Origin of the sequence: Erysipelothrix piscisicarius (genome assembly GCF_003931795.1) — a bacterium.
Classification (GTDB): domain Bacteria; phylum Bacillota_I; class Bacilli_A; order Erysipelotrichales; family Erysipelotrichaceae; genus Erysipelothrix; species Erysipelothrix piscisicarius.
In genome coordinates, this window is record NZ_CP034234.1 from 906681 (window position 1) to 932502 (window position 25822).

The window sequence follows — 25822 nt, forward strand, 5'->3', positions numbered from 1 at the left end:
ATTATGCAAACCGCTTAAGCGGTTTTATGAAGTAGGGGAATCGTATGAGTAAACGAGATAATGTCATTTCTTGGGATGAATATTTTATGGGCTTGGCTCATTTGTCGGCGTTACGGTCAAAAGACCCTTCAACTCAAGTTGGTGCCGCAATTGTGGATCAGCAAAAAAAAATCTTTGGAATTGGCTATAATGGCCTTCCAACGGGATTGAGTGATGATGCGTTTCCTTGGGAGCGTGAGGGAGATTTTCAAACAACGAAATATGCTTATGTCGTTCATGCAGAGTTGAATGCAATTCTCAATGCGACCCAATCGTTACAGGGGTGTACAATTTACGTTTCTTTATTCCCATGTAATGAGTGTTCAAAAGCAATTATTCAAAGCGGTATTAAAGAAATGGTTTATGAAGATGATAAGTATGCAGAAACAGATGCTGTTTTAGTGTCAAAACGCATGTTTGATGCAGCAGGGGTTTCCTATCGTAAGATTGATAAACCCATCGCGGTTTCGCTTACACATCGTTAAGAATGCGTTGTGTATTGGCGAAGTGAACCTTAGCAACATTTTCGAGTTCCTCTTTGCCATAACGCTTTACAAATTCTTTACCAAATGTATCAACGTGAGGACCAGCGCCTTTGGGGAATGTACAGTCGTATTTGCTGGATAGTTTATCAAGGTAATCTAAAAAACCAAATCGCGCAATGATTGCACCGCATGCGACGGCAATATATTTGTTTTCGGCTTTAGTTTCACAGATTAATCCCCTGAAGATTTCCGGTTCGCCTTTAAGGGCATTGTAGTAAGGTTTTTCAGCCATGAACTGATCAATGATTGCATAGGGAGGCATTACATAGCGTTTTTTTAAATTTAAAAAAGCTTGATTATGGAGCTTTGCCTTAATAACATTCATGTTCATAGTTGGATGGACACGGTTGTATTTCTTATTATCGAGAATAAGAAGACTGTATTGAAGCTCACGTTTCAGAATCGGTGCGATGTTTCGAATTTTATCATCCGTCATTTGCTTCGAATCCACAATCTCCGAAACGGGAATGCGTGATAAGTCGGATTCATTCACAATACAAGCACACACCGTGATGGGGCCGAAGTAATCTCCGGTACCGACTTCATCACTTCCTGCCATAGAACCTTTGAGCTTCGATGTTGAAGCAACACTAGATTGTGGTTTTGCAGGCTGTTCTGAATAGGATGAAGCGTGAAAAGATGCGCCTTCCCCGCTGAAAACAACCTTACCACTGGTATAGGCTGTAATGGTTACATCACTTCCCTTAATTTGGAAGTGAGTGTACTGAATATCGTAACGAATCGGATATTTTGAATATCGTGATTTTAATTCGTTAATTTGGTTATCTGTTAATTTTAATGTAATAGTTGTCATACTAATAATATAGACTATTTTTTATGAAATGAACAGTTGAACCCTTAAAATAAAAATACAAAAGGAGTGATTTTATGGTGATGTTTCCTAATGATTGGATGGGCTACTTAAATGGGGTTATTATAATATGGTTTGCGGTGACCTTATACATTGGATACAAGAAAGGTTTGTTGTTGCAACTTGTTGATGTTGTTGGAACATTTGTATCTCTTTTTGCAGCATGGATTTTTGCACCGGTTTTTGTGCAAGTTTTCCAATTCTTCAAAGCATCGGGAACGGGGTTTTTAACCATTAATCAACTCGTTGTACATCAAATGAATCAGTTGATTTGGTTTGTAATTCTATTCATTGTGATTCGTATCGTTTTAATGCTTGTAACACCACTTGCAACGGTAATCTCAAAAGTCCCTTTAGTAAAGCAAGTAAACTCAGCAATTGGAGGGGTCTTTAGTGTCGTGTTTTTTGCACTTAAACTTGTTTTGATCTGCGTTATATTGACGACACCAATCATCAAAAATGGCCAGGAAGTGATCGATAACACGTGGCTCGTTTATGTTGAGAATGCTTCAAAACCAGTTTTAGGAGCTTTTGATGATTTCATGAATCAAAATACTGCAATTCAAAGCATTATTACAGATCAACAATTATCGCCAAGTCAACAAGAAGCCATGGTCAAGTGGCTTGAAAAACATGGTTTTAATGAAATACAGATTAGGGAGTATCTAGAAAAATATGAATAATACATCGTCTCGATTAGAGTTCGATAAAGTGCTTGAGCGCATCGCTCATTTCGCATCTTTTTCCTTGGGAAAGGAAGCGGTTTTGAATACGGTTCCTTCATTTTCTTCATTAATCGTAAAACGTGATTTGGCTCGTGCTAAAGATGCGTTGCAATTAGTGGTTGTGAATGGCTCAATGTCCTTTGGAGGGATTACCGATGTGTCCTATGCCTTAACCCTTGCTGAAAAGGGTGGGACTTTATCCGTAGAAGATATCGTAGATGTCGGACGCTTTATGCAAGGTCTTGAACGTCTAAAAAAACAATTTAGAAATTTAGAAGGGTCTTATCCTGCACTTGAGGATTTATTTGAAAGTCTTGAAGTGAAAGCATCAACTTTGAAACATATTGAGCATTGTTTTGGAGAACAAGGTGAAGTTTTAGATCGTGCAAGTGCTCATTTGGGCGAACTAAGACGCCAAAGCAAAGCACTGGAACAAAATATTGAGAATAAAACACAAGAGTTTTTAACAAAAAATCGGGCAATGCTGAGCGAAGCCGTCGTTTCACTCCAACATGGTCGTCGTACATTTTTAGTCAAACCTTCAGATAAGTATAAGCTTGAAGGAACAATTTATGGTGAATCCGCAAGTGGGCAGTCGGTTTATTTTGAGCCTGCCTTTTTAGCGCGAATGCAAAATGAATATCAAAGTCTCATCCATCAAGAACATGATGAAATTGAACGTATTTGTCGTGAAACATCAAACTTAATTGCGGAAGATGCTCAACAGTTAACCACAGATCTTGATACGGTCGCAATCATCGATTGTCTTTTTGCGAAAGCAGAATGGGGATCACACAATGATGCTGTGGTAGCGACCTTGACCCAAGATCGTTTATACTTAAAAAATGCACGTCATCCTCTTATTAATCCGAAAGAAGTTGTCGCGAATACATATACCTTAACACCACCTCATAAAATGATCTTAATTAGTGGTCCCAATACAGGGGGGAAAAGTGTGAGTTTGAAAACAATGGGGTTATCGATTCTCATGACTTTAGCGGGTTGTCCAATTTGTGCGGAATCAGCAGAAGTGATGTTAGTGGACCAAGTGTTTGTGGATATTGGTGATCAACAGTCAATTGAAAAATCATTATCTTCTTTTTCTGCTCATATGGAAACAATGACGCAAGTGAATGCTCAAACAACATCCAAATCCATTGTATTGCTTGATGAATTGGGATCGCAAACGGATCCTCTTGAAGGGGAAAGTTTGTCAATGGCTATTTTGGATCACTTTAGATCGGTTGGTTGTTGGGTTATTGCGACGACACACTTTTCAAGACTTAAAAAATACGGAACGCAATATGACGATATTCTGATTGCAAGTGTTGAGTTTGATTTGCAAAATCTTAAACCAACATACCGTTATCGTGAAAATGTAATGGGGGAATCCAATGCTTTTGCGATTGCGAAGCGTCTAGGGTTACAAGCGGACATTATTGACCGTGCTTTTAAATACAAACAAGAAGGTCAATATGAAGCGGATCATTTATTAGAAATTCTTGAAGCGAAAATTAATGAACAAGATAAGCTTGAACAAGAGCTTCTAAAAGAAAAAGAAGCGATTGAAACACTTAAGCACGAAGCATTGATGAAACAAAAAGCACTTGAAGCTGAGTTTGTTCGTAAAGAACAAGCCTTGCGTGAAGAGAATGAAGCATTATTGGAACAGATGGTTGAAGAGGCGGAACGCCAATTGGATGTATTAAATAAAACGAATCGTCCTGACCTTCGAAAAAAAGCAGTTAAGCAAATTCAATCATTGCAAGCAGAAACAGCTGTTGATGAGACCATTGGTAAGGGTGATCGTGTACAGTTAAAATCCACCAACCAAGTTGGTATTGTAGATTCAATTGAAAAAAACACAGCCTTTGTCTCGATTGGTGGTTTAAAAGTAAATGTTGATTTAAGCAAGCTCACTCGTATTGCTGGACCTGCGAAAAAGGTGAAAGCAAAACCAACACGAAGTCATAGTGTTAATGCGAGATCTTCATTTAAAACAGAATTGAATATTATCGGTCTTCGTGTTGTGGAGGCTATACCTCAAGTTGAGAAATATATTGATGAGTGTGTACTTCATAAAGTACCAACGTTTAGAATTATTCATGGACATGGGACGGGACAACTTCGTACTGCAGTTCATCAAACACTACGTCGTAATAAACATGTAGGCTCCTTTGAATTAGGTGGTGTTGGTGACGGTGGTATGGGTGCGACGATTGTGAAATTAAAACAATGACCCATACAACAATTGAAGAAAAACTGAAACGACTACCGATGGAGCCGGGTTGTTATCTTATGAAAAATAAAAATGGGGAAATCATCTATGTGGGAAAAGCGAAAAAATTAAAAAATCGCGTAAGCTCCTACTTTACAGGTGCCCATGATCATAAGACAACGCGCATGGTACGTCAGATTGCTGATTTTGAATTTATCATAACCAGTACGGAGAAAGAGTCCTTAATTCTAGAGATTAATTTAATTAAAGAACACCGTCCTCAATTCAATATTATCTTTATGGATGATAAATCATATCCATATCTTAAAGTACCACGTGAGGGGAAACCCGAGGTTTTGGTCGCTCGCGATCGAAAGCAATCAAAGCAATTTCATTACTTTGGACCGTATCCAGATGCTACTGCAGCCCGTGATATGGCGCGGCTTCTAAACGATTCTGTGCCTACAGGAGATACCTTATTACCCAACACATTAGCCATTTACAGTGCATTTAATCGAACGGGAAAACGTTATTCAAAAGAAGAATTAGATGTTTGGCGTCAAAATGTTATGAGTATTTTGAATGGCAATATAAAAACCTTTAAAGAAGAATTAGAGCGAAAAATGCTAGAGGCGAGTGAATCTTTAAATTTTGAGTTGGCTCAAGTCTATAAAGAAAAATTGCACGCTCTAGATTATATTGGTGATAAACAACAAGTTCAGTTTTCTTTAAACGAACGATTTGATTTGTTCCACTACGCCTACTATCAAGGTTACATTGCAATTGTCGGATTGTTTGTTCGTGGGGGTCGTTTATTAGAGCGCAGTATGGCGGTTGAAGCATGCATGGAGGAGCCCCTCGATGCGTTTGTCTCTTTTATTGCGCAATTCTATGAAAATCAACCGTTACCGAAAACAATTTATGTTCCAAACGTTGTCGATGCGGAAGAGTTGGGGGATGTTTTAGAGGCTGAAGTCAAAATTCCGATTCGAGGTAAGAAGAAAACCTTGTTGGAGATTACCCAAAAAAATGCACAACAACAGCTCGATGATCAATTCTCATTACTTCGTGAACGTCAACAATTCAAAGATGAAGCGTTGAAGGATTTAAGTGATGCTTTAGGTATGGAGACTTTGATTCATCGTATTGAAGTTTTTGATAACTCACATATTTCGGGTTCATTCGCAGTATCAGCGTGTGTTGTTTATGATGATGGGGAGCCAAATAAAAACTTATATCGACGGTATAAGTTGCATCAAGGTAATGATGACGTTGCATCCATGAAGGAAGTTTTGTATCGACGTTATTTCCGTTTGTTACGTGAAGAGAAGCCAATGCCAGATTTAGTGTTGGTTGATGGTGGTAAACCACAACTTAATGCGCCTTTGGAGGTTTTAAGGGATCTCGAATTGAATTTAAGGGTGTGTTCTCTTGTTAAAGATGATCGTCACCGTACACATGCTTTAATGCGTGAAGATGGCAGCATGATTTCAATCAATAAAACCAGCTCCCTTTTTAATTTCCTTATGCAAATGCAAGATGAGGTGCACCGCTTTGTGATTACATATCATCGTAACCTAAGGAAAAAAGCAATGACTCGATCAATTCTTGATGAAGTAAGTGGATTAGGGAAGGTTCGACAAAAAGAACTATATAAGAAATTTGGATCACTTAAAAATATTCGTGCAGCATCTTTAGAAACTTTGAAGACGGTTTTACCGGAGGATGTTGCGATTGATTTGTATGATATACTACATATAGATTGGAATGATTATCATGAAAAAAATTAGTACATTGGGAATTTTTGATTCGGGACTGGGTGGCTACAGTGTCTATCAATACTTAAAACAAAATCTTGATCCAGTCTCTTTGGTGCTCTATGCAGATCAAAAGCATGCACCTTATGGGAATCAATCGGATGATGCAATCATTGGGTATACCATCAATGCAATGCAATGGTTCCATGATCGAGAGATCTTAGATGTCGTCATTGCATGCAATACGGTTTCGGCGGTTGCTCTGACAACCGTACGTAAACATTTTCCCGATATGAATCTTATTGGTATCATTGAACTTACCGTTGGTCAAATTGATTTGACAGATGATGTTTGTGTGGGAATTGTATCGACACTTGCCACATTTAATGCCCATGCATATCGTAATTTGATTCATGAAAAAGGATCAGGATCGGTTAAAGAACTTGCGCTCCCTGAATTGGTTAATATTATTGAAGGTCTAAATCAAAATTTAGATTTAGAAACATACCTTCGGAATGAATTAACGCCAATTCTTGAGGCAACCGATTTGATTCTTGGATGTACGCATTTTCCACTAGTAGAAGATGTCTTTAGAAAAATATATAAGGGAAATATTCATGATTCCAAACGACCGATTCGTGAATTTATTGAAATGAATTATTCGTTTAACTCATCAGTGTGTCAAACCTATACAACGGGTGACGCCCATAAAATGGAACGTCAAATAGAACGTCTCTTTAAATCAATAGAAAAGGTGGAAACAATATGACAGAAATTATCGTTTGCAGTGATAACCATGGTAAGAAAAAAGTTCTCGATGCGATTTTACAGAATTATCCTCATGCAGATGCCTACATTCATTGTGGCGATAATGAACTTGATCTTGAATCCATGAAACCCTTCCATGCAGTGACCGGTAATAATGATACATTCTATAAGTACCCTGAATCGTTAGTTATTGAGGTTAAGGGAACCCGTATTTTTGTAGCGCACGGTCATTTAATGCGTTACCGTCATATCGAAGAGGATATTATTGCCTTGGCCAAGGAACACCGTTGTACCATTGCGTGTTACGGTCATACGCATGTTCCGGTTGTGAAAGATGTCGATGGGATACTGCTCATCAATCCCGGTTCACTCTATTATAATCGTGACGGATCGCCGACATGTTTCGCAAAAATCACGATTACAGATGATAAAGTGACCGTCGAAGAATTATTTGAAAGAGATTTATAAAAAGCATTGTATTCTATGCGTCTTAATGATATTATTGTAGACGCATAGAGCACAATTTGTCTCCGTAGCTCAGTGGATAGAGCACGCGCCTTCTAAGCGTGTGGTCGGGAGTTCGAATCTCTCCGGGGACGCCAATTTTAAACGATAACACCTAAATTAGGGTGTTTTTTTTTATGTTTTCCAAAAAAGTTCACATATAATAAAATCTACACGATAAAATGAGTTTAACAATAGGATTTTATGTGAAAATTTAGTACAATTATACAAGAACTTTATATGGAGGGGCATATGAAAGTAGAAAAGAAACACATTATTGGATTTTTTGGATTATTAGTTTTTTGCTTAGGTTGTGGTGTTGAATATTTTCAAGGTGTATCCAAGAAACCAGTGGAACAAGAGCCCCCAAAGATTATAAAAAAGAAGCCGGATCAATTTAAGGTTTCAAAGTTTGTAAAGCGTGAAAAACAAGATGATGTAGAGATTGAGGAAGGCGATCATTTTGTGGAGAATGTTCGTAGTGAAGAAACACCGATTCCCTTTGATACGATAGAAAAAAATGATGATGGACTTAATAAAGGCGAAACGGTAATTGAACAAGAGGGACAACTGGGTCTTAAGCGTACTGTTTACAAAGAACTCTATAAAAATAATGATTTAATTGACTCAACAATGGAATATACCGAAGTGGTTTACCAACCCGTAGATGAAATTACACGGGTTGGCATTAAAGAGGTTGTTGTGAATCATGAGTACATTAATAAAGAGGAATCGCTCTTAATGTTTCAACGTGTGAATCAGATTCGAAGTGAACATCAGTTAGAACCTTTAACGTGGTCGGAATCCTTATTTGAATACGCTGGGATTCGTGCAGTGGATTTAGAACAAAGTTTTGAACATCGACGACCCGATGGAAGCTCATGGGATAGTTTAAATCCACAGTTGATTTTTGCTGAAAACTTGGCAAAACGGGCATTTTCAGTTGATAGTGCCATCAGTGGATTTATGGAATCACCAAGTCATCGTGCAAACATTTTAGATGATTTTAAATCGGGTGCTTGTGCTCTTTATAAAGCATCTGATGGAAATTGGTATTGGGTGCAATTGTTTGGATATTGAAACGGTCTTGTTTGAAATGGAAACAAAGGTTATTATAGATGAGGTATGTGGAGGTAAAGCATGGGTCGTATAAAATATTATTTTAGAAGGTTAAAAGCATTGGATTATAAAAACATGTGGCGAATTGCAGGTATAATTCACCAGGAAACAGGAAAATTTAGACTTGTGATTCTTCTTGATATGATTGGTTGTTCGTTTATCTATCAATCGGGTTATTTTGATTATTTTGAGTTTGAGTTTTATTTATTGAATCGTGCTGAACGAAAAACGTTTATCACAGGGGGAATCGCAAACTCAATTATAGTAAAGTATAATCAAAAAGAGTTTAGACATAAATTTGCGGATAAGTCAGAATTTAATAAAGTGTTCCGAGAATATATCGGGCGTGATTTTGTGGACTTACGAGAATCATCTGATGAATTAATTAAGGCTTTTTTAGAGGGGCATGATGTTGTGATGGCTAAGGTTACTGATAGTTTGATGGGATATGGTGTCGAACGATTTGTAACTTCTGAAATTCAGGATTTTGACTCCTTTAAAAAAGAACGTATGGAACGCCGTCAATTTTTAATTGAAGAGTATTTTGTTCAGCATGAAGCCATGTCATCCCTTTATCCAGAAAGTGTTAATACACTTCGCATGATTACGTTCTTTGATGGTAAAGATGTTCATGTGTTGGAAGGGGTCTTGAAAATTGGAAATGGTGGACATTTGGACAATTTTGGTGCGGGTGGTATGTATACCGTTTTGGATGATGGTGGTAAGGTGCTGTATCCAGCATTTGATAAAGATGCCGTTGCCTTTGATAAACATCCAATTACCGGTACTGATATTGTTGGTTTCCAAGTGCCTCTTTACGACGAAATTGTTGAGATGCTAGATCGCGCAGCGCGTGAGGTTCCTCAGATTCAATATGTTGGCTGGGATGTTGCTGTGGGTCAAAAACGACCTTCACTCATTGAAGGAAATTACAATACCGGTGTATTCCAAATGAAACCAAGTTTAACGGGTTCAAAGGAAGGGCTGTTGCAAAAGTTCCGAAAAGTAATCGATATTTAAACCTCGACATTGTCGAGGTTTTTTTTGATTTTGTACCCTTTTAAAAGATAACGAAAACAAATGCGTTACTTTTGTTTTTTATCAAACAAAAGTGTGTTAAAATGAAACAGTATGAAAGGAAAAGTATGAACAACTATTATGAAACGTGCATGAACTCAATTCAAAGCCTTCTTGATGAAGGAAAAACACGTGAAGCACTTGTGCTTATCGATGAAGAATTGAGAATGCCTTATGTACCCGAACCATATTTTACGCAGTTTCAATCCATTCGTGATTCGATACGAATCGATACAAGCCCATCAAGTAAATACTATGAAGATATTGAGGACTTAGAGGAAGCATTACGTGGAAATGAACTTTTACAACAAAAGGCCATTATTTCTTTGGAACGTATGAACCTACGTAATGAACTCCCTCATATAAAAAAATGGCTTGCAGATGAGTACACCGAAGATTGGATCAAAAAACAAATATTATTTTTCTTGATTGATCAGTCGATTGATTTGAAATTGAATTTAAAGTTAAAAATGACGGAGCAGGTGGTTGATACATCTCAATTGGAAAATCCATTTGAATCAGAAGCGTATCAAGCATGTGTATTACAGTTGGGTGATATGCTTGAGTCTGAAAACCCGAGTTTATTAATTCTTTGTCTTGGTGCTTTGGAACAACGCGTCCTCGATGCATTCCCAGTGTCAATTGATGAATTAAAAGCAGAGGAAATATTGTATACAGTGAACACTTATTTGTATAAAGTATAAAGAATGCAATCCCCACTCATTTCGGTTAAAATAGAGTGGTCGTAAGTTTTTAGCACTCGTGTGTTGACTGTGCTAAAAGTTATGTTATAATAGTGAAGTACTAGGAGGACAAAAATGAAATCTACATGGACATTAAATGAAAACTCAACAGGATTATTAACTGTTGAAGTTGAAGAAAAAGCTTGGAAAAAAGCACAAGATAAAACTTTAGAAAATGCAATTAAAAACGTTGAAATTCAAGGGTTCCGAAAAGGACAAGCACCTAAAGAATTAGCTCGTAAACAAGTAAACGAACAAATGATTATGATGGATGCAGTTAATGCCATCGCTAATGAAGCATTTGTTGCAGGTATGGTTGAACAAAAAATTGAACCTGTTGCAACACCTGAATTAGACATCGAAGCAATGACTGAAGATGCATTAACATTGAAATTTATCGTTACTGTTAAACCAGAAGTTGAATTAGGTGAATATAAAGGTCTTGATATCAAACGTAAACGAATTACTGTTTCTGCAAAAGATATCGAAGCTGAGCTTGAAAAATTACAAGCAGAACAAGCAGAATTACAACTTAAAGACGGTGCAGTTGAAAACGGCGATACAGTTGTAATGGATTTTGAAGGATTTAAAGACGGCGTTGCATTTGAGGGTGGAAAAGGTGAGAACTATACATTAGAAATTGGTTCAAACTCATTTATTCCAGGTTTCGAAGAAGCAATGATCGGTATGGTTTCAGAAGATGAAAAAGATTTAGATATCACTTTCCCAGAAGAATACCATGTAGAAGAACTTGCTGGTCAACCAGTTGTCTTCAAAGTTAAATTACACGAAGTAAAAACTAAAGTGTTACCAGAATTAAACGATGAGTTTGTTGAATTGTTAGATGATGAAGAAATTACATCTTTAGATGCACTTAAAGATTCAATTAAGAAAAATCTAAAAGCACAACGTGAACAAGCAGAAGAAGATCGCGTAAATGAAGAACTTGTGGAAACAATTTCAAATAATGCAAAAATTGATATTCCTGCAGCAATGATTGAAGAAGAGTTAAACCAAATGTTTAATGAATTCAACCAACGTCTTGCACAACAAGGTATGAACTTCGATCTTTACTCACAAATTCTAGGACAATCAGAAGAAGATGTTAAAGAACAAATGCGTGAAGATGCAGAAAAACGTGTACGTACTCGCTTAACACTTGAAAAAATTGCTGAAGTTGAAGGATTAAAAGTAGAAGACGAAGAAATTGAAAAAGAATTTACAACAATTTCTGAAGTATACGGTATGGAACTTGACCAAGTTAAAAACTTAGTTTCACCTGATGCTATCGGATACGATATTTTATTACGAAAAGCGATGGAGCTAGTACAAGAAACTCTTGCTTAATTAAAAGACGCTTAGCGTCTTTTTTATCCTTAAAGGAGGGATTGCTATGAGCGAAAAAAATATAACAATAAGCGTTCCTGTTGTTGCAACGCGCGGTGTTATTGTGTTTCCAGAACAAGAAATTATGATTGAAGTTGGCCGTCACAAGAGCATGAATGCTATTGACGAAGCAGAAAAGTTCTTTAATGGACAAGTCGTGCTTGTAAGTCAAAAAGACATTCTTGTGGATGATCCGCGTCAAGATGAACTTTTTGAGTATGGTTCACTTGTTAATATTAAAGCCGTAAAACGTAAACAAGGATTTTTACGTGTTACATTTACAGGATTAAAACGTGTTAAAATCGACACATTAAACGATGATGGACGCATGCTTTTCGGTGCAGTAACATCTTTAGATGATATTATTGGCGAAGAAAACGAAGAAATGGCATTAGTTCGTCGTATTACGAATGAAATTGAACAGGTTTCTGTTCAAAATATAACAATCCCTACTGAGATTGTTAATCAACTAACGATGGGCGTGTCTGCCTCACAATTGAGTGATCAATTTTCTCAATACTTCCCACTTCAACTTGAACGCAAGCAGGAATTGCTGGAAGAATTAAGTGTAAACGAACGTCTTCTAATGATTATCGAAGAGATTCAACGCGAGCATACGCTTGCTCAGATTGAAAACACGATTAACGAAAAGGTTAAAGATCGTGTTGAAGAAAACCAACGTGAATATTACTTACGTGAAAAAATGCGCGCAATTCGTGAAGAGTTGGGTGATGTCAGTGATATTGGCGAGGATAGCGATGAATTCCGTGAAATGATCGAGAACAATCCTTATCCAGAATATGTTAAAGAAAAAGCGATGGAGGAATTGCGTCGTTATGAAATGTTACCACAAGCCTCAGGTGAGTCGGGTGTTATTCGTTCATATCTAGAATGGCTATTAAAAACACCATGGTGGCAACAAACGGAAGATATTAAAGATTTAAATCTTGTGCGTGAACAACTTGATGATGACCACTTCGGTTTGGATAAAGTTAAAGATCGTATTATGGAGTATCTTGCGGTTAAAGAAATGACCGGGAATTTAGAAGCTCCAATCATCTGTCTAGTGGGGCCTCCAGGGGTTGGTAAAACGTCACTTGCGAAATCAATTGCGGATTCACTTGGTCGTGAATTTGTAAAAGCATCTGTAGGTGGTGTGCGTGATGAAGCGGAAATTCGTGGTCACCGTCGTACTTATCTTGGATCATTACCAGGACGTATTATTCAGGGAATGAAAAAAGCGGGTGTTGTGAATCCAGTGTTCTTAATTGATGAGATTGATAAAATGGCTTCAGATTATAAGGGCGATCCTTCAAGTGCGATGCTTGAAGTGTTGGATCCTGAACAAAACAAAATGTTTAGCGATAACTACTTAGAAGAACCTTATGATTTATCAAATGTTATGTTCGTAGCGACTGCAAACTACTTAGGGGATATTCCTGAAGCGTTACGCGATCGTTTAGAAATTATTCAACTTAGTTCATACACTGAAGAAGAAAAACTTAATATAGCGAAAGAACATTTAATACCAAAACAATTGGAATCAAACGGACTTAAAAAATCTCAATTCCGTATGAGTGATGCACAATTACGATATGTAATTCGTCACTACACACGCGAAGCAGGGGTTCGCCAATTAGAGCGTGTCATTGCGTCGTTATGTCGAAAAACGGTTCTTGCAATCCTCAAAGATGGTAAGAAAACAATTACAATCAATAAAGACCTAATTACAGAGTGGTTGGGACAAATTATTTTCGAATATGGCCAAAAAGAGAAGAAAGATCAAGTTGGTGTTGTAACAGGTCTTGCTTATACTCAATTTGGTGGTGATGTACTTTCAATTGAAGTAACAACGTACGAAGGTAAGGGTCGACTTGTGGTTACGGGACAATTGGGTGATGTAATGAAGGAGTCGGCAGAAATTGCAATGGGATATGTTAAGAGTCATGCTCGCAGCTTGAATATTGCTCCGGATTTCTTTGAAAAACATGATGTCCAAGTTCACGTACCAGAAGGTGCTGTTCCAAAAGATGGTCCTTCGGCAGGTGTAACCTTTACGACGGCATTAATCAGTGCTTTAACTGAAAACAAAGTGCGTGCAAACCTTGCGATGACTGGTGAAATTACATTGCGCGGTAATGTCTTGCCAATTGGTGGTTTAAAAGAGAAATCCCTAGCGGCACATCGTGTAGGCATTAACCGAATTGTCATTCCAAAACTCAATGAAAAAGACTTAGCAGAAGTTCCAGATGTTGTTAAGGAAAGTGTAACATTTATTCCATGCGAAACCATTGATGAAGTGTTGAAAGAAGCGCTTATTTAATGGCGTGGAAGACAAATGATGCGCAGTTGATTATCTCAGCTGCGCATTCGTCTCAATTTCCTGAGACGGGACAAAAAGAAATTGTTATGGTAGGTAAATCAAATGTAGGGAAATCTTCGTTGATAAATGCGATAACAAACCGTAAGAAGTTAGCTTATGTTGGACAAACACCTGGGAAAACCCGTTTAATAAACTTCTATCATATTAACGATGAAGTTATTTTAACGGACGTACCAGGTTATGGTTTCGCAAATCGTTCCAAACAAGAGCAAATCCATTATGGGACGTTGATGGATAGTTACTTTGAATTACGTCATCCATCCGTCATGCTTGTCCTTGTGGATGTTCGTCGTGGTGTAAGCCAAGATGACCTAATGATGATTGAGTTTGCGATTCATTACGGAATTCGTTATGCTCTTGTTTTATCAAAAGTCGATAAATTATCAAAGAACAAGATCAATAACATAAAGCGTGATGTCTTTAAGGAATTCCCGGATGTTACGGTACTTGAGTTTTCATCATTAAAAAATGAAACGCGTGAACCAATCATTAAATTTATTGAACAAAATATTTAACAATATTAACTGCAATGCGATGTCAATGACATCGCGATGGAACACATGAGAGGGACGAAAATGAAAAAACTATTTTGGAAAATTAAGTATTATTTTAAACGTCTTTTTAGTATGGATTTTTCTGGATTTAAAAATGCTATCCAATATGCACATGAAAAGAGTGGGCGTTCTCGTATCGTGTTATTTTTTGATATGGTTTGGTGTTCATTTAAATATACTGCGGGCTATGTTGATTACAATGAGTTTGAATTCTATGATTTGAACAGTAAGCAACGGGAAACCTTTATTACACTCGGTCATTCTGCAAGGATTGCTAAGTACTATAATGATCCTGAATATCTCGATATTTTTGATGATAAATCAATTTTTGTGAAGCGTTTTAGTGATTTTGTTCACCGTGATACCTTTGATATTCGTGAAAGCGACGCAAAAGGGCTTGAAGCCTTTGTTCGTAAACACGGAAAAGTCATGGCAAAACGTACAACGGATTACGTTGGTCGTGGTATTGAGGTTGTTGATGTGAATGAAAATCCGGATCTTGATTTTGAAGAACTTTATGTAGCATTGATGGATAACCGTCAATATCTTATTGAAGAGTTCTTTAAACAACATCCTAAAATGAATGAATTATCACCTACGAGTGTTAATACGCTACGCGTCATTACATTTTTAGATGATGAGAATGTTCCTCGAATTTTAGTATCGGTATTAAAATCGGGATTAGGAAGCCACGTTGATAATATCGGTCAGGGCGGTATGTATACCATTCTTGATGATACGGGAACCGTTGTTTACCCATTTATCGACAAAAACTGTAATCAACATACAAAGCATCCAATTACTGGAACTGATTTGATTGGTTTTCAAGTGCCCCATTATGAACAACTGATTTCGAGCATTAAAGAAGCGTGTCTTGTGATTCCACAAGTTCGCTATATGGGTTGGGATGTTGCGGTTGGTGTTGATGGTCCTGAAATTATTGAAGGCAATTCATCGACTGGTCCATTCCAAGTGATTCCAAGTATGTCTGATGAAAAAGTCGGTGTTAAGCCGATCTATGATCAATACATTAAAACGTATTAAAGAGCGAAAGCTCTTTTTTTATCTGCTCAGGTCTAATTGACGGGTAAGTTTTTATGTGATAAAATAAGATAAATCGTTGAACAAGAAGAGTAACTTATGGATTGAGCTAAGAGAGTTGTTGGTTGGTGCGAAACAATCTGATGCATGAGTGAAGGTAGCTTGGGAGATTGATGTCTGAACGTTAAGTAAGATGTTACGTAGCCCGCGTTAACGGCAAGAAGGCATACGCATGTATGTAAATTAAGGTGGTACCACGATTCATCGTCCTTTGGATGGTGTTTTTTTTTATTTTTTAAGGAGGAATTATGAAGGCTAAGACAGATTTAGTACTTGAAACGGAGCGGTTAATTCTTCGTCCGGTCGTTCTTGAAGATGCCGATGATATGTATCTCTATGCACGGACGTATCAAGTAACACGTATGACACGATTTAAGCCTCATCAAAATGTCGAGGATACGAAGCAGGCAATTAAGAATGTCTTTTTATCCAGACCTCAAAAAAGTTGGCCGGAAGCGTTTGCGATTACTTTAAAAAATAATGGCCGAATGATTGGTACGTGTGATTTTTGGCCAATCAGTGAATCGGAAGGTGTGTACGAGATGGGTTATGCATTAAATCCGCGTTTTTGGGGATTAGGTCTGATGACTGAAGCGGCAACTGCGGTTTTAGATTTCGCATTTAACACATATGATGTACGTCGTATGGAATTGAAACATTTAAAGTGTAACCCCGCGTCGGGTGCTGTCGCACGAAAAATAGGTTTTATTGAAGAAGGAATCAAACGTCAAGCGGCGAAGTTCGAAGACGGCTATGATGATATTGTATGTTATGGACTACTCAAGGAGGAATATGATGACCGAGAAACTGGCGAAGAAGTATGCTCACAACGAAGTTGAATTAAATAAATACAATGAATGGATTGAAAAGGGTTATTTTACCGCAGGAGATACCTCAAAGACGCCTTATTCATTGGTAATTCCACCCCCAAATGTTACAGGTAAATTACATTTAGGGCACGCATGGGATAATACATTACAAGATATTATTATTCGTTATCAGCGATTGCTGGGTAAGGACGCACTTTATTTACCTGGTATGGATCATGCAGGGATTGCGACTCAGGCTAAAGTTGAGCAAAAAATGCGTGAACAAGGCATTTCACGATATGATCTTGGGCGCGAGGCTTTTTTAGATAAATCGTGGGAATGGAAAGAAGAATATGCGGGTCATATTCGCGAACAATGGTCTAAACTGGGGATTTCAGTTGATTATTCGCGTGAACGATTTACACTTGATGAAGGTTTAAACCAAGCAGTTAATAAAGTTTTTGTGGATTTATATCGTGATGGTCTAATTTTTCAAGGTTATCGCATTATAAACTGGGATGTTGAAGCACAAACTGCGCTTTCAAATATTGAAGTGATTCATAAAGAAGTCGAAGGAATTGCTACACATTTGACTATACTGTTGTTGAAACAGGGAACAATTGAAAGTTTCCACAACACGTCCTGAGACGATGTTTGGGGATGTTTGTATTGTTGTCCATCCGGATGATTCTCGTTACACTCATGTTGTCGGTATGCATGCGATTAACCCTGCCAATGGGGGATCTTTACCGATTATTACCGATGATTACATCGATATCGAATTTGGTACGGGTGTCATGAAATGTACACCTGCTCATGATCCTAATGACTTTGTTATTGGTGAAAAATATGGTCTTGAAATGCCAATTTGTATGAATCCTGATGGCACGATGAATGATCTTGCAGGGAAATACCAAGGTATGGAACGTTTTGAATGTCGTAAGGCTTTAGTGGCGGATATTGAAGCAGCTGGTAAACTTGTTTCAATCGAGAAACATGTACACCAAGTTGGGCACTCAGAACGTACGGATGTTATTGTGGAACCATATCTTTCAAAACAATGGTTTGTTAAGATGAAGCCCTTAGCGGATGAAGTTCTTGCACACCAACAAGGTGATGATAAAATTAATTTTTACCCGGAACGCTTTGAAAATACGTTCACACGCTGGTTGGATAATATTGAAGATTGGTGTATATCGCGTCAATTATGGTGGGGTCACCGTATACCCGCATGGTTCCACAATGAAACTGAAGAGATTTATGTAGGACTTGAAGCACCGGAAGATATTGAAAATTGGCATCAAGATGAAGATGTTTTAGATACATGGTTCTCGAGTGCATTATGGCCGTTTTCAACGCTTGGATGGCCAGAGAACACAGAAGATTTGGAACGTTATTATCCAACGAATGTCTTAGTAACCGGATATGATATTATCTTCTTCTGGGTCGCACGTATGGCTTTCCAAGCCCGTTATTTTACGAATTCAAGACCATTCGATGATGTCTTAATTCATGGTTTAATTCGTGATCAAGATGGCCGTAAGATGAGTAAGTCATTGGGTAATGGTGTTGATCCAATGGACGTGATTGAAACGTATGGTGTTGATGCCTTGCGTTATTTCCTCACGACAAATTCAACACCGGGTCAAGATATGCGCTATATGCCAGAAAAAGTAGAATCTTCTTGGAATTTTATTAATAAAATTTGGAATGCATCCCGTTTTGTATTAATGCATATAGAAGACGGCGTTTATGAACTCGAGAAAGCTACATTATCACAAGTTGATCGTCATATTATCGATAAGTTAAATCAAACACTTGAAGAAGTATCACGAAATATGGATAAATATGAATTTGCGCTCGTAGGAAATACCTTAACACGTTTTGTTTGGGATGATTTCTGCAGCTGGTATATTGAATTGAGTAAGAGCGGATTACAAAGTGATGTGGCTGATGTTGTGTACGCAACCAAGGCAACGCTCTCACATATGCTTAAAAACATTGTCATCCTCTTACATCCTTTTATGCCATTTGTTACTGAAGAAATATATTGTGCATTACCGAATCATTTAGATTCGATTAACTTGGAATCATGGCCAGTTGCACTGGACATTGAATCAACAGATCTTGAAGAAGTTGACTTTATGATTGAAGCAATTCAAGCAGTTCGTGAGGTTCGTGTAAGTTATGATGTGAAACCTTCGAAACCACTAAACGTTGCGGTTCTCGATGCAAATAATGGCGTGTACGCTTTTAATCCAGTACTTACACGTATGTTTGAATCGATGGTTAAGGTTACTATAACCTCATTAACTGAAGGCAGTATTACCCAACCAATTCATGGTGGTGCAATCTGTTTCGTACAAGAAGAGCTTGTTGATCGTGAAGCGTTGGTTGCGAAACTTCAAAAAGAGCAACAAAAACTTGAAAGTGAAATTACTCGTGCAGAGAAAATGCTTTCAAATGAAAAATTTATTGCGAAAGCGCCAGAATCAAAAGTATTAGAAGAACGCGCTAAACTTGATCAATATCGTCGACAACTATCATTGGTTTTAGAACAATTACAATAATTAAAAGGACCCTCGAGGTCCTTTTAATTTGCTTAAATTACGAATGTACGTGTATAATCGAACTTAGAAGGATAGGTTATGAATATGAAATTAGATAAAACAACATTCTCGATTATTGAATTTAACGAAGAGGTGAGCTACCTTGAAACGAAAGCTGAAGAAGGATTGATGCTTGAAAGCTATGATGGAATTGGCTACCATTTCAAGGCAAGTGAGCCAGCCAAATTAAACTTCGAAGTGGCGTATACAATAGAACCGATGCACGACAACCTTATGGACTTGTATCTGAATCAAGGATTTATTTTAATTTGCGATTACAGGAGTGAAAAAGGAGGAACTTATTATTATTTCGCAAGACCACGTTCAAACCAACCCATAGAATCGTTTAATGAGGACCGCGTTGAGGTCATACAAATGATGATCCACCGCATTGAAAGGTTTACAGGGATTGTAATTGGGGCGTTGCTTGTATTTTTCATCTATTTGTATTTAAATTATCGCAATAATCTTTATTTCATTATTATTGGTGCTGGTGGTGTTTTGGGTATCTATACGTACCAACTTCGTCGTAAAGCGAAAGCGGTACTTGAAGAAATTAGTAAATAATACTGGTAAATCAAGTCAAAATTTACTAAAATCAAGATAGAGGTACAAACTAAATAAAAAGGAGGAAATTATGGCTACCATTAAAGATATCGCATTGAAGGCACACGTCAGTCAGGCAACCGTTTCTCGGATCTTAAATGAGGATCCAACATTAAGTGTCAAAGATGAAACCCGTGACGAAGTGTTTCGTGTTGCGAAAGAATTGAATTACCGGATTAAGAAAAAGAATAAAAAAGCAGATGTATTGATGGTTGGTATTGTTCAATGGATTTCAAGTAATGAAGAGGAAGAGGATCCCTACTACTACTCACTCCGTATGAGTGTTGAGAATTTCTGTATCAGTCATAAAATTCAAATAAAGCGTTATTATAAAGAGAATATGGTTGATGTGTTTTTGGAAGATGATCTGGATGGATTAGTCTGTGTTGGTAAGTTCTCACACCAACAGGCAAATGATTTGGAGCGGCATTGTCCTGCGATTGTATTTGTGGATTCAAATCCTGATTCGCACAAATATTCTGCTGTTGTACATGATCTTGAAGGGGCTACTGCAGCTGCCATCAACCATCTTAAAGCGATGGGACACACACGTATTGGCTATATTGGAGGTCGTGAGTATTTAGGGGCTACGAAGATTGAATATGTTGATCGACGCGAAAGTACATTTAATGAGTTGATGCAAAAGGATCCTGAATTGGATTTTAATAAAGCGAATGTTTACTTGGGGAAATATACAGCTCAAACGGGATATGCAAGTGTGATTGAAGCATTAAAGCATGAAGTTGTACCTACAGCTTTTGTTTGTGCAAGCGACACGATTGCAATGGGTGCATTACGAGCTTTAGGGGAAATGAAAGAATCAATCCCGCACCAAATATCCATCGTCGGGTATAACGATATTGCCAGTGCTAAGTTCTTTAATCCGCCCCTTACAACGGTTGCGTTGGATACAAAATACATGGGTGAGTTGGCAGCGCAATTGTTGACATTGAGGATTAGCTCTAAGAGTTTTATCCCGGTTAAGGTTGTCTGTTCCACGAAGCTGGTGGTTAGAGAAACTGTGTTTTCAGTAAAAACTTTACTGTAAGCGTTTACATGGGTTATTATGACCTTGCTAGTGGTAAAACATTTACTAGAATTTAGTACAGGAGGAAGTACAGATGAAGAAATTGAGTAAATTGATTTTAGTATCATTGTTAGCGCTTACTTTATTCGGATGCTCATCCAAGGGTGGAGCAGAAGGAAATGCTAATGAAGGTGGAAAGACTTACAACATCGGAGTTGCAATCTATAAATTCGATGATAACTTCATGACACTATATCGTGAAGAACTTGCATCATACTTTAAAGAAGTAGGGGAAAAAGACGGAAACACTTACAAACTTGACATTCAAGATGGTAAGCAAGACCAAGCAAACCAAACAGAGCAAATTAATAACTTTATTGCTCAAGGTAAAGATTTAATCATCGCAAACATGGTTGACCCTACAGCAGCAGGATCAATTATCAATTCAGCAAAAGCAAAAGACATTCCAGTTGTATTCATTAACCGTGAACCAGAAACACAAGAATTAGAAATCTGGCCAGGAAAAACAACATATGTTGGTGCTGATGCAACACAATCCGGAACAATCCAAGGATATATGATCGCAAACCTTGAAAATAAAGGTGATATCGATGGTGATGGCGTTGTAAGTTACATTACTTTAATGGGTGACCCTGCAAACGTTGATGCAAAACAACGTACAGAGTTCTCAGTTAAAGGTCTTGAAGAAAAAGGCGTTAAAACAAGTGCTTTAGCTCAACCTTACCAAGCGAACTGGGATACAGCTAAAGGTCAAGAATTTACAGCAAACGCATTAGAACAATTTGGAAATAAATTAGAAGTTGTATTTGCAAATAATGACGGTATGGCAGTTGGTGCTGTTACAGCAATCGAAGCAGCTGGACGTAAAGTTGGTGAAGATATCTTCGTAGTTGGAGTTGATGCAATTCCAGATGCGATCGAACTTCTAAAAGTTGGTAAGTTAACAGGTACGGTTCTTAATGACCACTTTAACCAATCACACACAGCAGTTGATGTAGCACTTGAATTATTGCAAGGAAAAGATGTTTCAGCTTACTACTGGCATGATTATGTTGGAGTAACAAACCCTGAAGAAGCAGAACTTAAACGTGCAGAAGCTCGTAAAGAAACTGTAGAAGAAGCAGTAAAACGTTACGCAGAACGTGACGCTCAATAATTTAAAAATACGTTAATGTTTAATCTCAAGTGTGCTTAACGGCACACTTGAATATTTATAAGGATAGGAAGGTGACCGACATGAGCGAATACATCCTAGAAATGAAAGATATTAATAAAACATTCCCTGGGGTTAAAGCATTAGACCATGTCAATTTACGATTAAAACCGGGTACAGTTCATGCACTTATGGGTGAAAATGGAGCTGGGAAATCAACGTTGATGAAATGTTTATATGGAATCTATCATAGAGATTCAGGGTCCGTAATCTTTAATGGTAATGAGGTTGAATTTAAAGATGCAAAGGAAGCCATTGATTCAGGAATTTCAATGATTCATCAAGAATTACAACCAATTCGTATGATGACTGTTGGGGAAAATATTTTCTTAGGAAATTACCCAATGACCAAATTTAATACGGTCGATCATAAGAAAATGTATCATGAAACGAAACGTTTATTAGAAGAAGTTGGATTGGATGTGGAGCCAACAACGTTACTTAATGAATTAACCGTTTCACAAATGCAGTCAATTGAAATTGCAAAGGCAATTTCGCATAACGCTAAGGTTGTAATTATGGATGAACCAACATCATCACTAACTGCTACAGAAGTGGAGAAACTGTTTGCAATTATTGATAAACTCACCAAAAAAGGCATCGCAATTGTTTATATTTCCCACAAGATGGATGAAATATTAAGAATTTCGGATGAAATAACAATCATGCGGGATGGTTGTTATGTTGGCACATGGCCAGCAAGTGAAATGACGAATGATTCAATTATTAAAAATATGGTTGGTCGTGAGTTGAAAAGTTTATTCCCTCCAAAGACAAACAAACCGACTGATGAAGTTGTCTTACGTGTTGAGAATTTAACGTCACCAAATCCATTGTCATTTAAAGAGTGTTATTTTGAATTAAAACGTGGTGAAATCTTGGGGGTAGGGGCCTTGTAGGCGCTCAACGTACCGAACTTATGGAAGCGATCTATGGTATGCGCGCAATTGATCATGGGATTGTAAAATTAGGGGATAAACAACTTGTTGTGAATCGTCCTCAAGATGCAATCCGTAATGGAATCGCGCTGGTTACGGAAGACCGACGCGGGAATGGTATCTTTGGTGTTTTATCCGTATCGGATAACGTTGCCATCGCATCGATTGATCAGTATATTCATAAAGGTCTTTTGGATGATAAAAAAATAAGCGAAGTTGTTGATCGCAGTATTGATCGCCTAAACATTAAAACTGCAAGCAAGAAAACGCATATTGAAAATCTATCTGGAGGAAACCAACAAAAAGTAATTCTATCGCGTTGGTTAGCCAATAATCCTGACATTCTAATTTTAGATGAACCAACACGTGGTATTGATGTTGGTGCGAAGTTTGAGATTTACCAAATCATTAATGAGTTAGCTGCTGAAGGTAAGAGCATCATCATGATTTCTTCAGAGATGGCGGAACTTTTAGGGGTCTCAGATCGTATTATGGTAATGTGTGAGTGTCGTGTTTCAGGCTTTTTAGATAAAGAAGAAGCAACACAAGAAAGTGTTATGACGCTTGCAACGAAGTTTATGGAATAAGGGAGAAAAATTATGACAACGCATTTATTTGAAAAAAAAGATAAAAAATTCGATCTTAAAGATTTTTTAACAAATTACTCTATGTATATCGTGGTTGCGGTTATGATTCTGTTTACAGGTATTACACAAGATAACTTCTTTACCGTCGGAAACGTTTCCAACATTCTTGCGAATACATCAGTACGCTTTATTATCGCTTTAGGGGTTTCAGGTACATTAATTATTCGAGGAACTGATTTATCGGCAGGACGTATCGTGGGATTATCCGCATTTATTACCGGAACACTTGTTCAAAAGCCGGACTTTATTGGTAAATTCTTTCCAAATGTTCCAGATATGCCTTTAATTGTACCATTACTGATTGTATTGGTTGTATGTACGGTATTTGGGATTATCAATGGTCTCATTGTTGCTTATCTTAATGTTCCACCGTTCCTAGCAACATTGGGTACACAAATTATGATTTATGGGATCAATATGCTTTACGGTCAAAATAAACCGATTGGTACGTTTAAAGATGAGTTTATCCAAATTGGTCAAGGTAAAATTTTTGGCGCCATTCCATACTTAACGATTATCGCAATTTTTGTTGGGATCTTAATGTGGATCTTATTTAATAAGACAAAACATGGTAAATATATGTATGCGATCGGTGGTAATGAAAATGCAGCTGAAGTATCAGGTGTGAACGTTCGCCGTTCTAAAGTACGTATCTTTGCACTCGCAGGGTTCTTATATGGATTAGCTGGCTACTTACTCTCTGCTAAAACTGGATCTGTTGGACCATCAGCAGGACAAGGTTATGAACTTGAAGCGATTGCATCAGCAACAATCGGGGGTGTTTCAACAGCTGGAGGACAAGGTACAGTACCGGGAATCTTACTTGGGGTATTTGTATTTGAACTCTTAAAAGTTTGTCTTTCATACTTAGGTGTATCACCTGATATGACAAACGTAATTCAAGGTATTGTTATTATTATTGCCGTTGCACTTGATATCCGTAAAACGACACGTAAAAAATAATTATGGAAAAACAACTTGCACAACAATTTGAGACCGTATTTGGTGTAAATCATGAATTTGAATTTTTTGCACCAGGTCGTATTAATTTAATTGGGGAACATATTGACTACAGCGGCGGTTCAGTATTTCCTTGCGCGATTACATACGGTACTTATGCGCTTGTTCGTAAGCGCAACGATAAACAACTCAATCTTTATTCAGCCAATTTTGAGAATTTAGGCATTATCACTTCGGAAGTCGATCAACTTGTTTATGATGAAAAAGATGATTGGGCCAACTATCCCAAAGGTGTGATCAAAATGTTTGAGTTGGAAGGTCATGTATGTGACTTTGGCCTCGATATTCTCTATTATGGAAATATTCCAAATGGAGCGGGTCTTTCAAGCTCAGCTTCGATTGAAGTTCTAACAGCTTGGATTGTCAATAAACTGTTTCATTTCAATGAAGATATGATTACATGTGTTAAATTATCACAGAAAGCAGAAAATCAATTTATTGGTGTAAACTGCGGTATTATGGATCAATTTGCTGTGGGGATGGGCCAGAAAGATCATGCAATTTTATTAAATACGAATACGCTTGCTTATGAATATGTTCCTGTTGAACTGGGGAATGCATCCATCGTCATTGCGAATACAAATAAACGTCGTGGATTAGCGGATTCTGCTTATAATGAACGCAGAGCTCAATGCGAAAAAGCGCTTGCTATTCTTAAAGAGGAATATAATATTGAACACCTCTGTGATCTCTCCTTGGATCAATTGATAGCAAAAGAATCTCTATTTGAAGACAAACTTGTATATCGTCGTGCTTATCATGCTGTAAGTGAAAATGAACGAACTCAGCGTGCTTCAGAAGTTCTTAAATCAGGGGATATTCATGCTTTCGGAATGCTCATGAACGAAAGTCATCAATCACTTCGTGATGATTATGAGGTTACTGGAATTGAACTTGATACCCTTGTGGAAAGTGCATGGGGTCAAACAGGTACCATTGGTGCACGCGTCACAGGAGCTGGTTTTGGAGGCTGTGCGATTGCGATTGTTGAGAATCAACACGTTGATGCATTCATTCAAAATGTCGGCACAGAATATGCTGAAAAAATTGGTTATGACGCAACATTCTACGTTGCGTCCGTTGGTGAAGGCACACATCAAATTAAATAATTGAAAAGGATGTGGCCTCACATCCTTTTCAAC

The 25822-nt window shown here is 37.6% G+C and carries 22 protein-coding genes, 1 tRNA gene, 1 pseudogene and 1 other annotated feature; of the genes and pseudogenes, 23 read left to right on the forward strand and 1 reads right to left on the reverse strand.

Annotated elements, in window-relative coordinates:
• The first annotated feature begins 44 nt into the window (after nt 1-44).
• The gene (locus EEI45_RS04620; RefSeq protein WP_125164311.1) at nt 45-524 is read left to right on the forward strand and encodes a deoxycytidylate deaminase; all 480 of its coding nucleotides are present in this window, start codon (nt 45-47) and stop codon (nt 522-524) included.
• Here the strand turns inward: EEI45_RS04620 and rnhC are convergent.
• On the reverse strand, nt 511-1398 hold the full coding sequence (rnhC, locus tag EEI45_RS04625) for a ribonuclease HIII (protein ID WP_125164312.1): 888 nt from the start codon (nt 1396-1398) through the stop codon (nt 511-513). The two genes, EEI45_RS04620 and rnhC, sit on opposite strands and share 14 nt — an antisense overlap.
• An 80-nt stretch (nt 1399-1478) precedes the next feature.
• On the opposite strand from rnhC, the gene EEI45_RS04630 reads away from it, so the two are divergent.
• The 22 genes and pseudogenes from EEI45_RS04630 to EEI45_RS04730 all read left to right on the forward strand — a co-directional run bounded on the left by EEI45_RS04630 (nt 1479) and on the right by EEI45_RS04730 (nt 25789).
• The gene (locus EEI45_RS04630) at nt 1479-2138 is read left to right on the forward strand and encodes a CvpA family protein (protein ID WP_228410209.1); all 660 of its coding nucleotides are present in this window, start codon (nt 1479-1481) and stop codon (nt 2136-2138) included.
• A complete protein-coding gene (locus tag EEI45_RS04635) occupies nt 2131-4419 on the forward strand; it encodes an endonuclease MutS2 (RefSeq protein WP_125164314.1) in 2289 nt (762 codons plus the stop codon). The genes EEI45_RS04630 and EEI45_RS04635 overlap by 8 nt, the downstream gene beginning before the upstream one ends.
• The gene (gene uvrC / locus EEI45_RS04640) at nt 4416-6188 is read left to right on the forward strand and encodes an excinuclease ABC subunit UvrC (protein ID WP_125164315.1); all 1773 of its coding nucleotides are present in this window, start codon (nt 4416-4418) and stop codon (nt 6186-6188) included. Before EEI45_RS04635 ends, uvrC begins: the two co-directional genes overlap by 4 nt.
• Nucleotides 6175-6924, forward strand: coding sequence for a glutamate racemase (gene murI / locus EEI45_RS04645; protein WP_228410210.1), 750 nt, complete (start codon nt 6175-6177; stop codon nt 6922-6924). Before uvrC ends, murI begins: the two co-directional genes overlap by 14 nt.
• Nucleotides 6921-7391, forward strand: coding sequence for a YfcE family phosphodiesterase (locus EEI45_RS04650; RefSeq protein WP_125164317.1), 471 nt, complete (start codon nt 6921-6923; stop codon nt 7389-7391). Before murI ends, EEI45_RS04650 begins: the two co-directional genes overlap by 4 nt.
• Before the next feature lie 58 nt (nt 7392-7449).
• Nucleotides 7450-7525 (forward strand) — tRNA-Arg (locus EEI45_RS04655).
• Between the two features lie 154 nt (nt 7526-7679).
• On the forward strand, nt 7680-8507 hold the full coding sequence (locus EEI45_RS04660) for a G5 domain-containing protein (RefSeq protein WP_125164318.1): 828 nt from the start codon (nt 7680-7682) through the stop codon (nt 8505-8507).
• A 60-nt stretch (nt 8508-8567) separates the two neighbouring features.
• The gene (locus tag EEI45_RS04665) at nt 8568-9566 is read left to right on the forward strand and encodes a sugar-transfer associated ATP-grasp domain-containing protein (protein ID WP_125164319.1); all 999 of its coding nucleotides are present in this window, start codon (nt 8568-8570) and stop codon (nt 9564-9566) included.
• A gap of 71 nt (nt 9567-9637) precedes the next feature.
• Nucleotides 9638-10327 carry a DUF3196 family protein gene (locus EEI45_RS04670; RefSeq protein ID WP_407644008.1) on the forward strand — a complete coding sequence of 230 codons (690 nt, stop codon included), beginning with the start codon at nt 9638-9640 and terminating at the stop codon, nt 10325-10327.
• A 114-nt stretch (nt 10328-10441) separates the two neighbouring features.
• Nucleotides 10442-11713, forward strand: a complete 1272-nt coding sequence (gene tig / locus EEI45_RS04675; RefSeq protein WP_125164321.1) for a trigger factor — start codon at nt 10442-10444, stop codon at nt 11711-11713.
• A gap of 46 nt (nt 11714-11759) precedes the next feature.
• The gene (lon, locus tag EEI45_RS04680) at nt 11760-14075 is read left to right on the forward strand and encodes an endopeptidase La (RefSeq protein WP_125164322.1); all 2316 of its coding nucleotides are present in this window, start codon (nt 11760-11762) and stop codon (nt 14073-14075) included.
• Complete coding sequence (gene yihA, locus EEI45_RS04685; protein ID WP_125164323.1) at nt 14075-14650, forward strand: ribosome biogenesis GTP-binding protein YihA/YsxC; 576 nt, start codon at nt 14075-14077, stop codon at nt 14648-14650. The genes lon and yihA overlap by 1 nt, the downstream gene beginning before the upstream one ends.
• 60 nt (nt 14651-14710) lie before the next feature.
• Nucleotides 14711-15733 carry a sugar-transfer associated ATP-grasp domain-containing protein gene (locus tag EEI45_RS04690; protein ID WP_125164324.1) on the forward strand — a complete coding sequence of 341 codons (1023 nt, stop codon included), beginning with the start codon at nt 14711-14713 and terminating at the stop codon, nt 15731-15733.
• Between the two features lie 67 nt (nt 15734-15800).
• Nucleotides 15801-16005, forward strand: a binding site (T-box leader).
• 33 nt (nt 16006-16038) lie between these two features.
• Complete coding sequence (locus EEI45_RS04695) at nt 16039-16629, forward strand: GNAT family N-acetyltransferase (protein ID WP_125164325.1); 591 nt, start codon at nt 16039-16041, stop codon at nt 16627-16629.
• Nucleotides 16586-19169: pseudogene (locus EEI45_RS04700) on the forward strand (valine--tRNA ligase). The gene EEI45_RS04695 and the pseudogene EEI45_RS04700 overlap by 44 nt, the downstream one beginning before the upstream one ends.
• A 78-nt stretch (nt 19170-19247) precedes the next feature.
• Nucleotides 19248-19775, forward strand: a complete 528-nt coding sequence (locus EEI45_RS04705) for a DUF2812 domain-containing protein (RefSeq protein WP_228410212.1) — start codon at nt 19248-19250, stop codon at nt 19773-19775.
• A 70-nt stretch (nt 19776-19845) separates the two neighbouring features.
• Nucleotides 19846-20862, forward strand: a complete 1017-nt coding sequence (locus tag EEI45_RS04710; protein ID WP_125164326.1) for a LacI family DNA-binding transcriptional regulator — start codon at nt 19846-19848, stop codon at nt 20860-20862.
• Nucleotides 20863-20935: 73 nt separating this feature from the next.
• Nucleotides 20936-22018, forward strand: coding sequence for a galactose ABC transporter substrate-binding protein (locus EEI45_RS04715; protein ID WP_125164327.1), 1083 nt, complete (start codon nt 20936-20938; stop codon nt 22016-22018).
• Nucleotides 22019-22098: 80 nt separating this feature from the next.
• Nucleotides 22099-22974 (forward strand): sugar ABC transporter ATP-binding protein, encoded by an 876-nt coding sequence (locus EEI45_RS09235; protein WP_228410213.1) that lies wholly within the window; start codon nt 22099-22101, stop codon nt 22972-22974.
• Between the two features lie 20 nt (nt 22975-22994).
• Complete coding sequence (locus tag EEI45_RS09240; RefSeq protein ID WP_228410214.1) at nt 22995-23600, forward strand: ATP-binding cassette domain-containing protein; 606 nt, start codon at nt 22995-22997, stop codon at nt 23598-23600.
• A 12-nt stretch (nt 23601-23612) separates the two neighbouring features.
• Entirely contained in the window at nt 23613-24623 is a 1011-nt protein-coding gene (locus EEI45_RS04725) for a galactose/methyl galactoside ABC transporter permease MglC (RefSeq protein ID WP_125164328.1), read from the forward strand.
• A gap of 2 nt (nt 24624-24625) precedes the next feature.
• Nucleotides 24626-25789, forward strand: a complete 1164-nt coding sequence (locus EEI45_RS04730) for a galactokinase (RefSeq protein WP_125164329.1) — start codon at nt 24626-24628, stop codon at nt 25787-25789.
• The last annotated feature ends 33 nt before the right edge of the window (nt 25790-25822 follow it).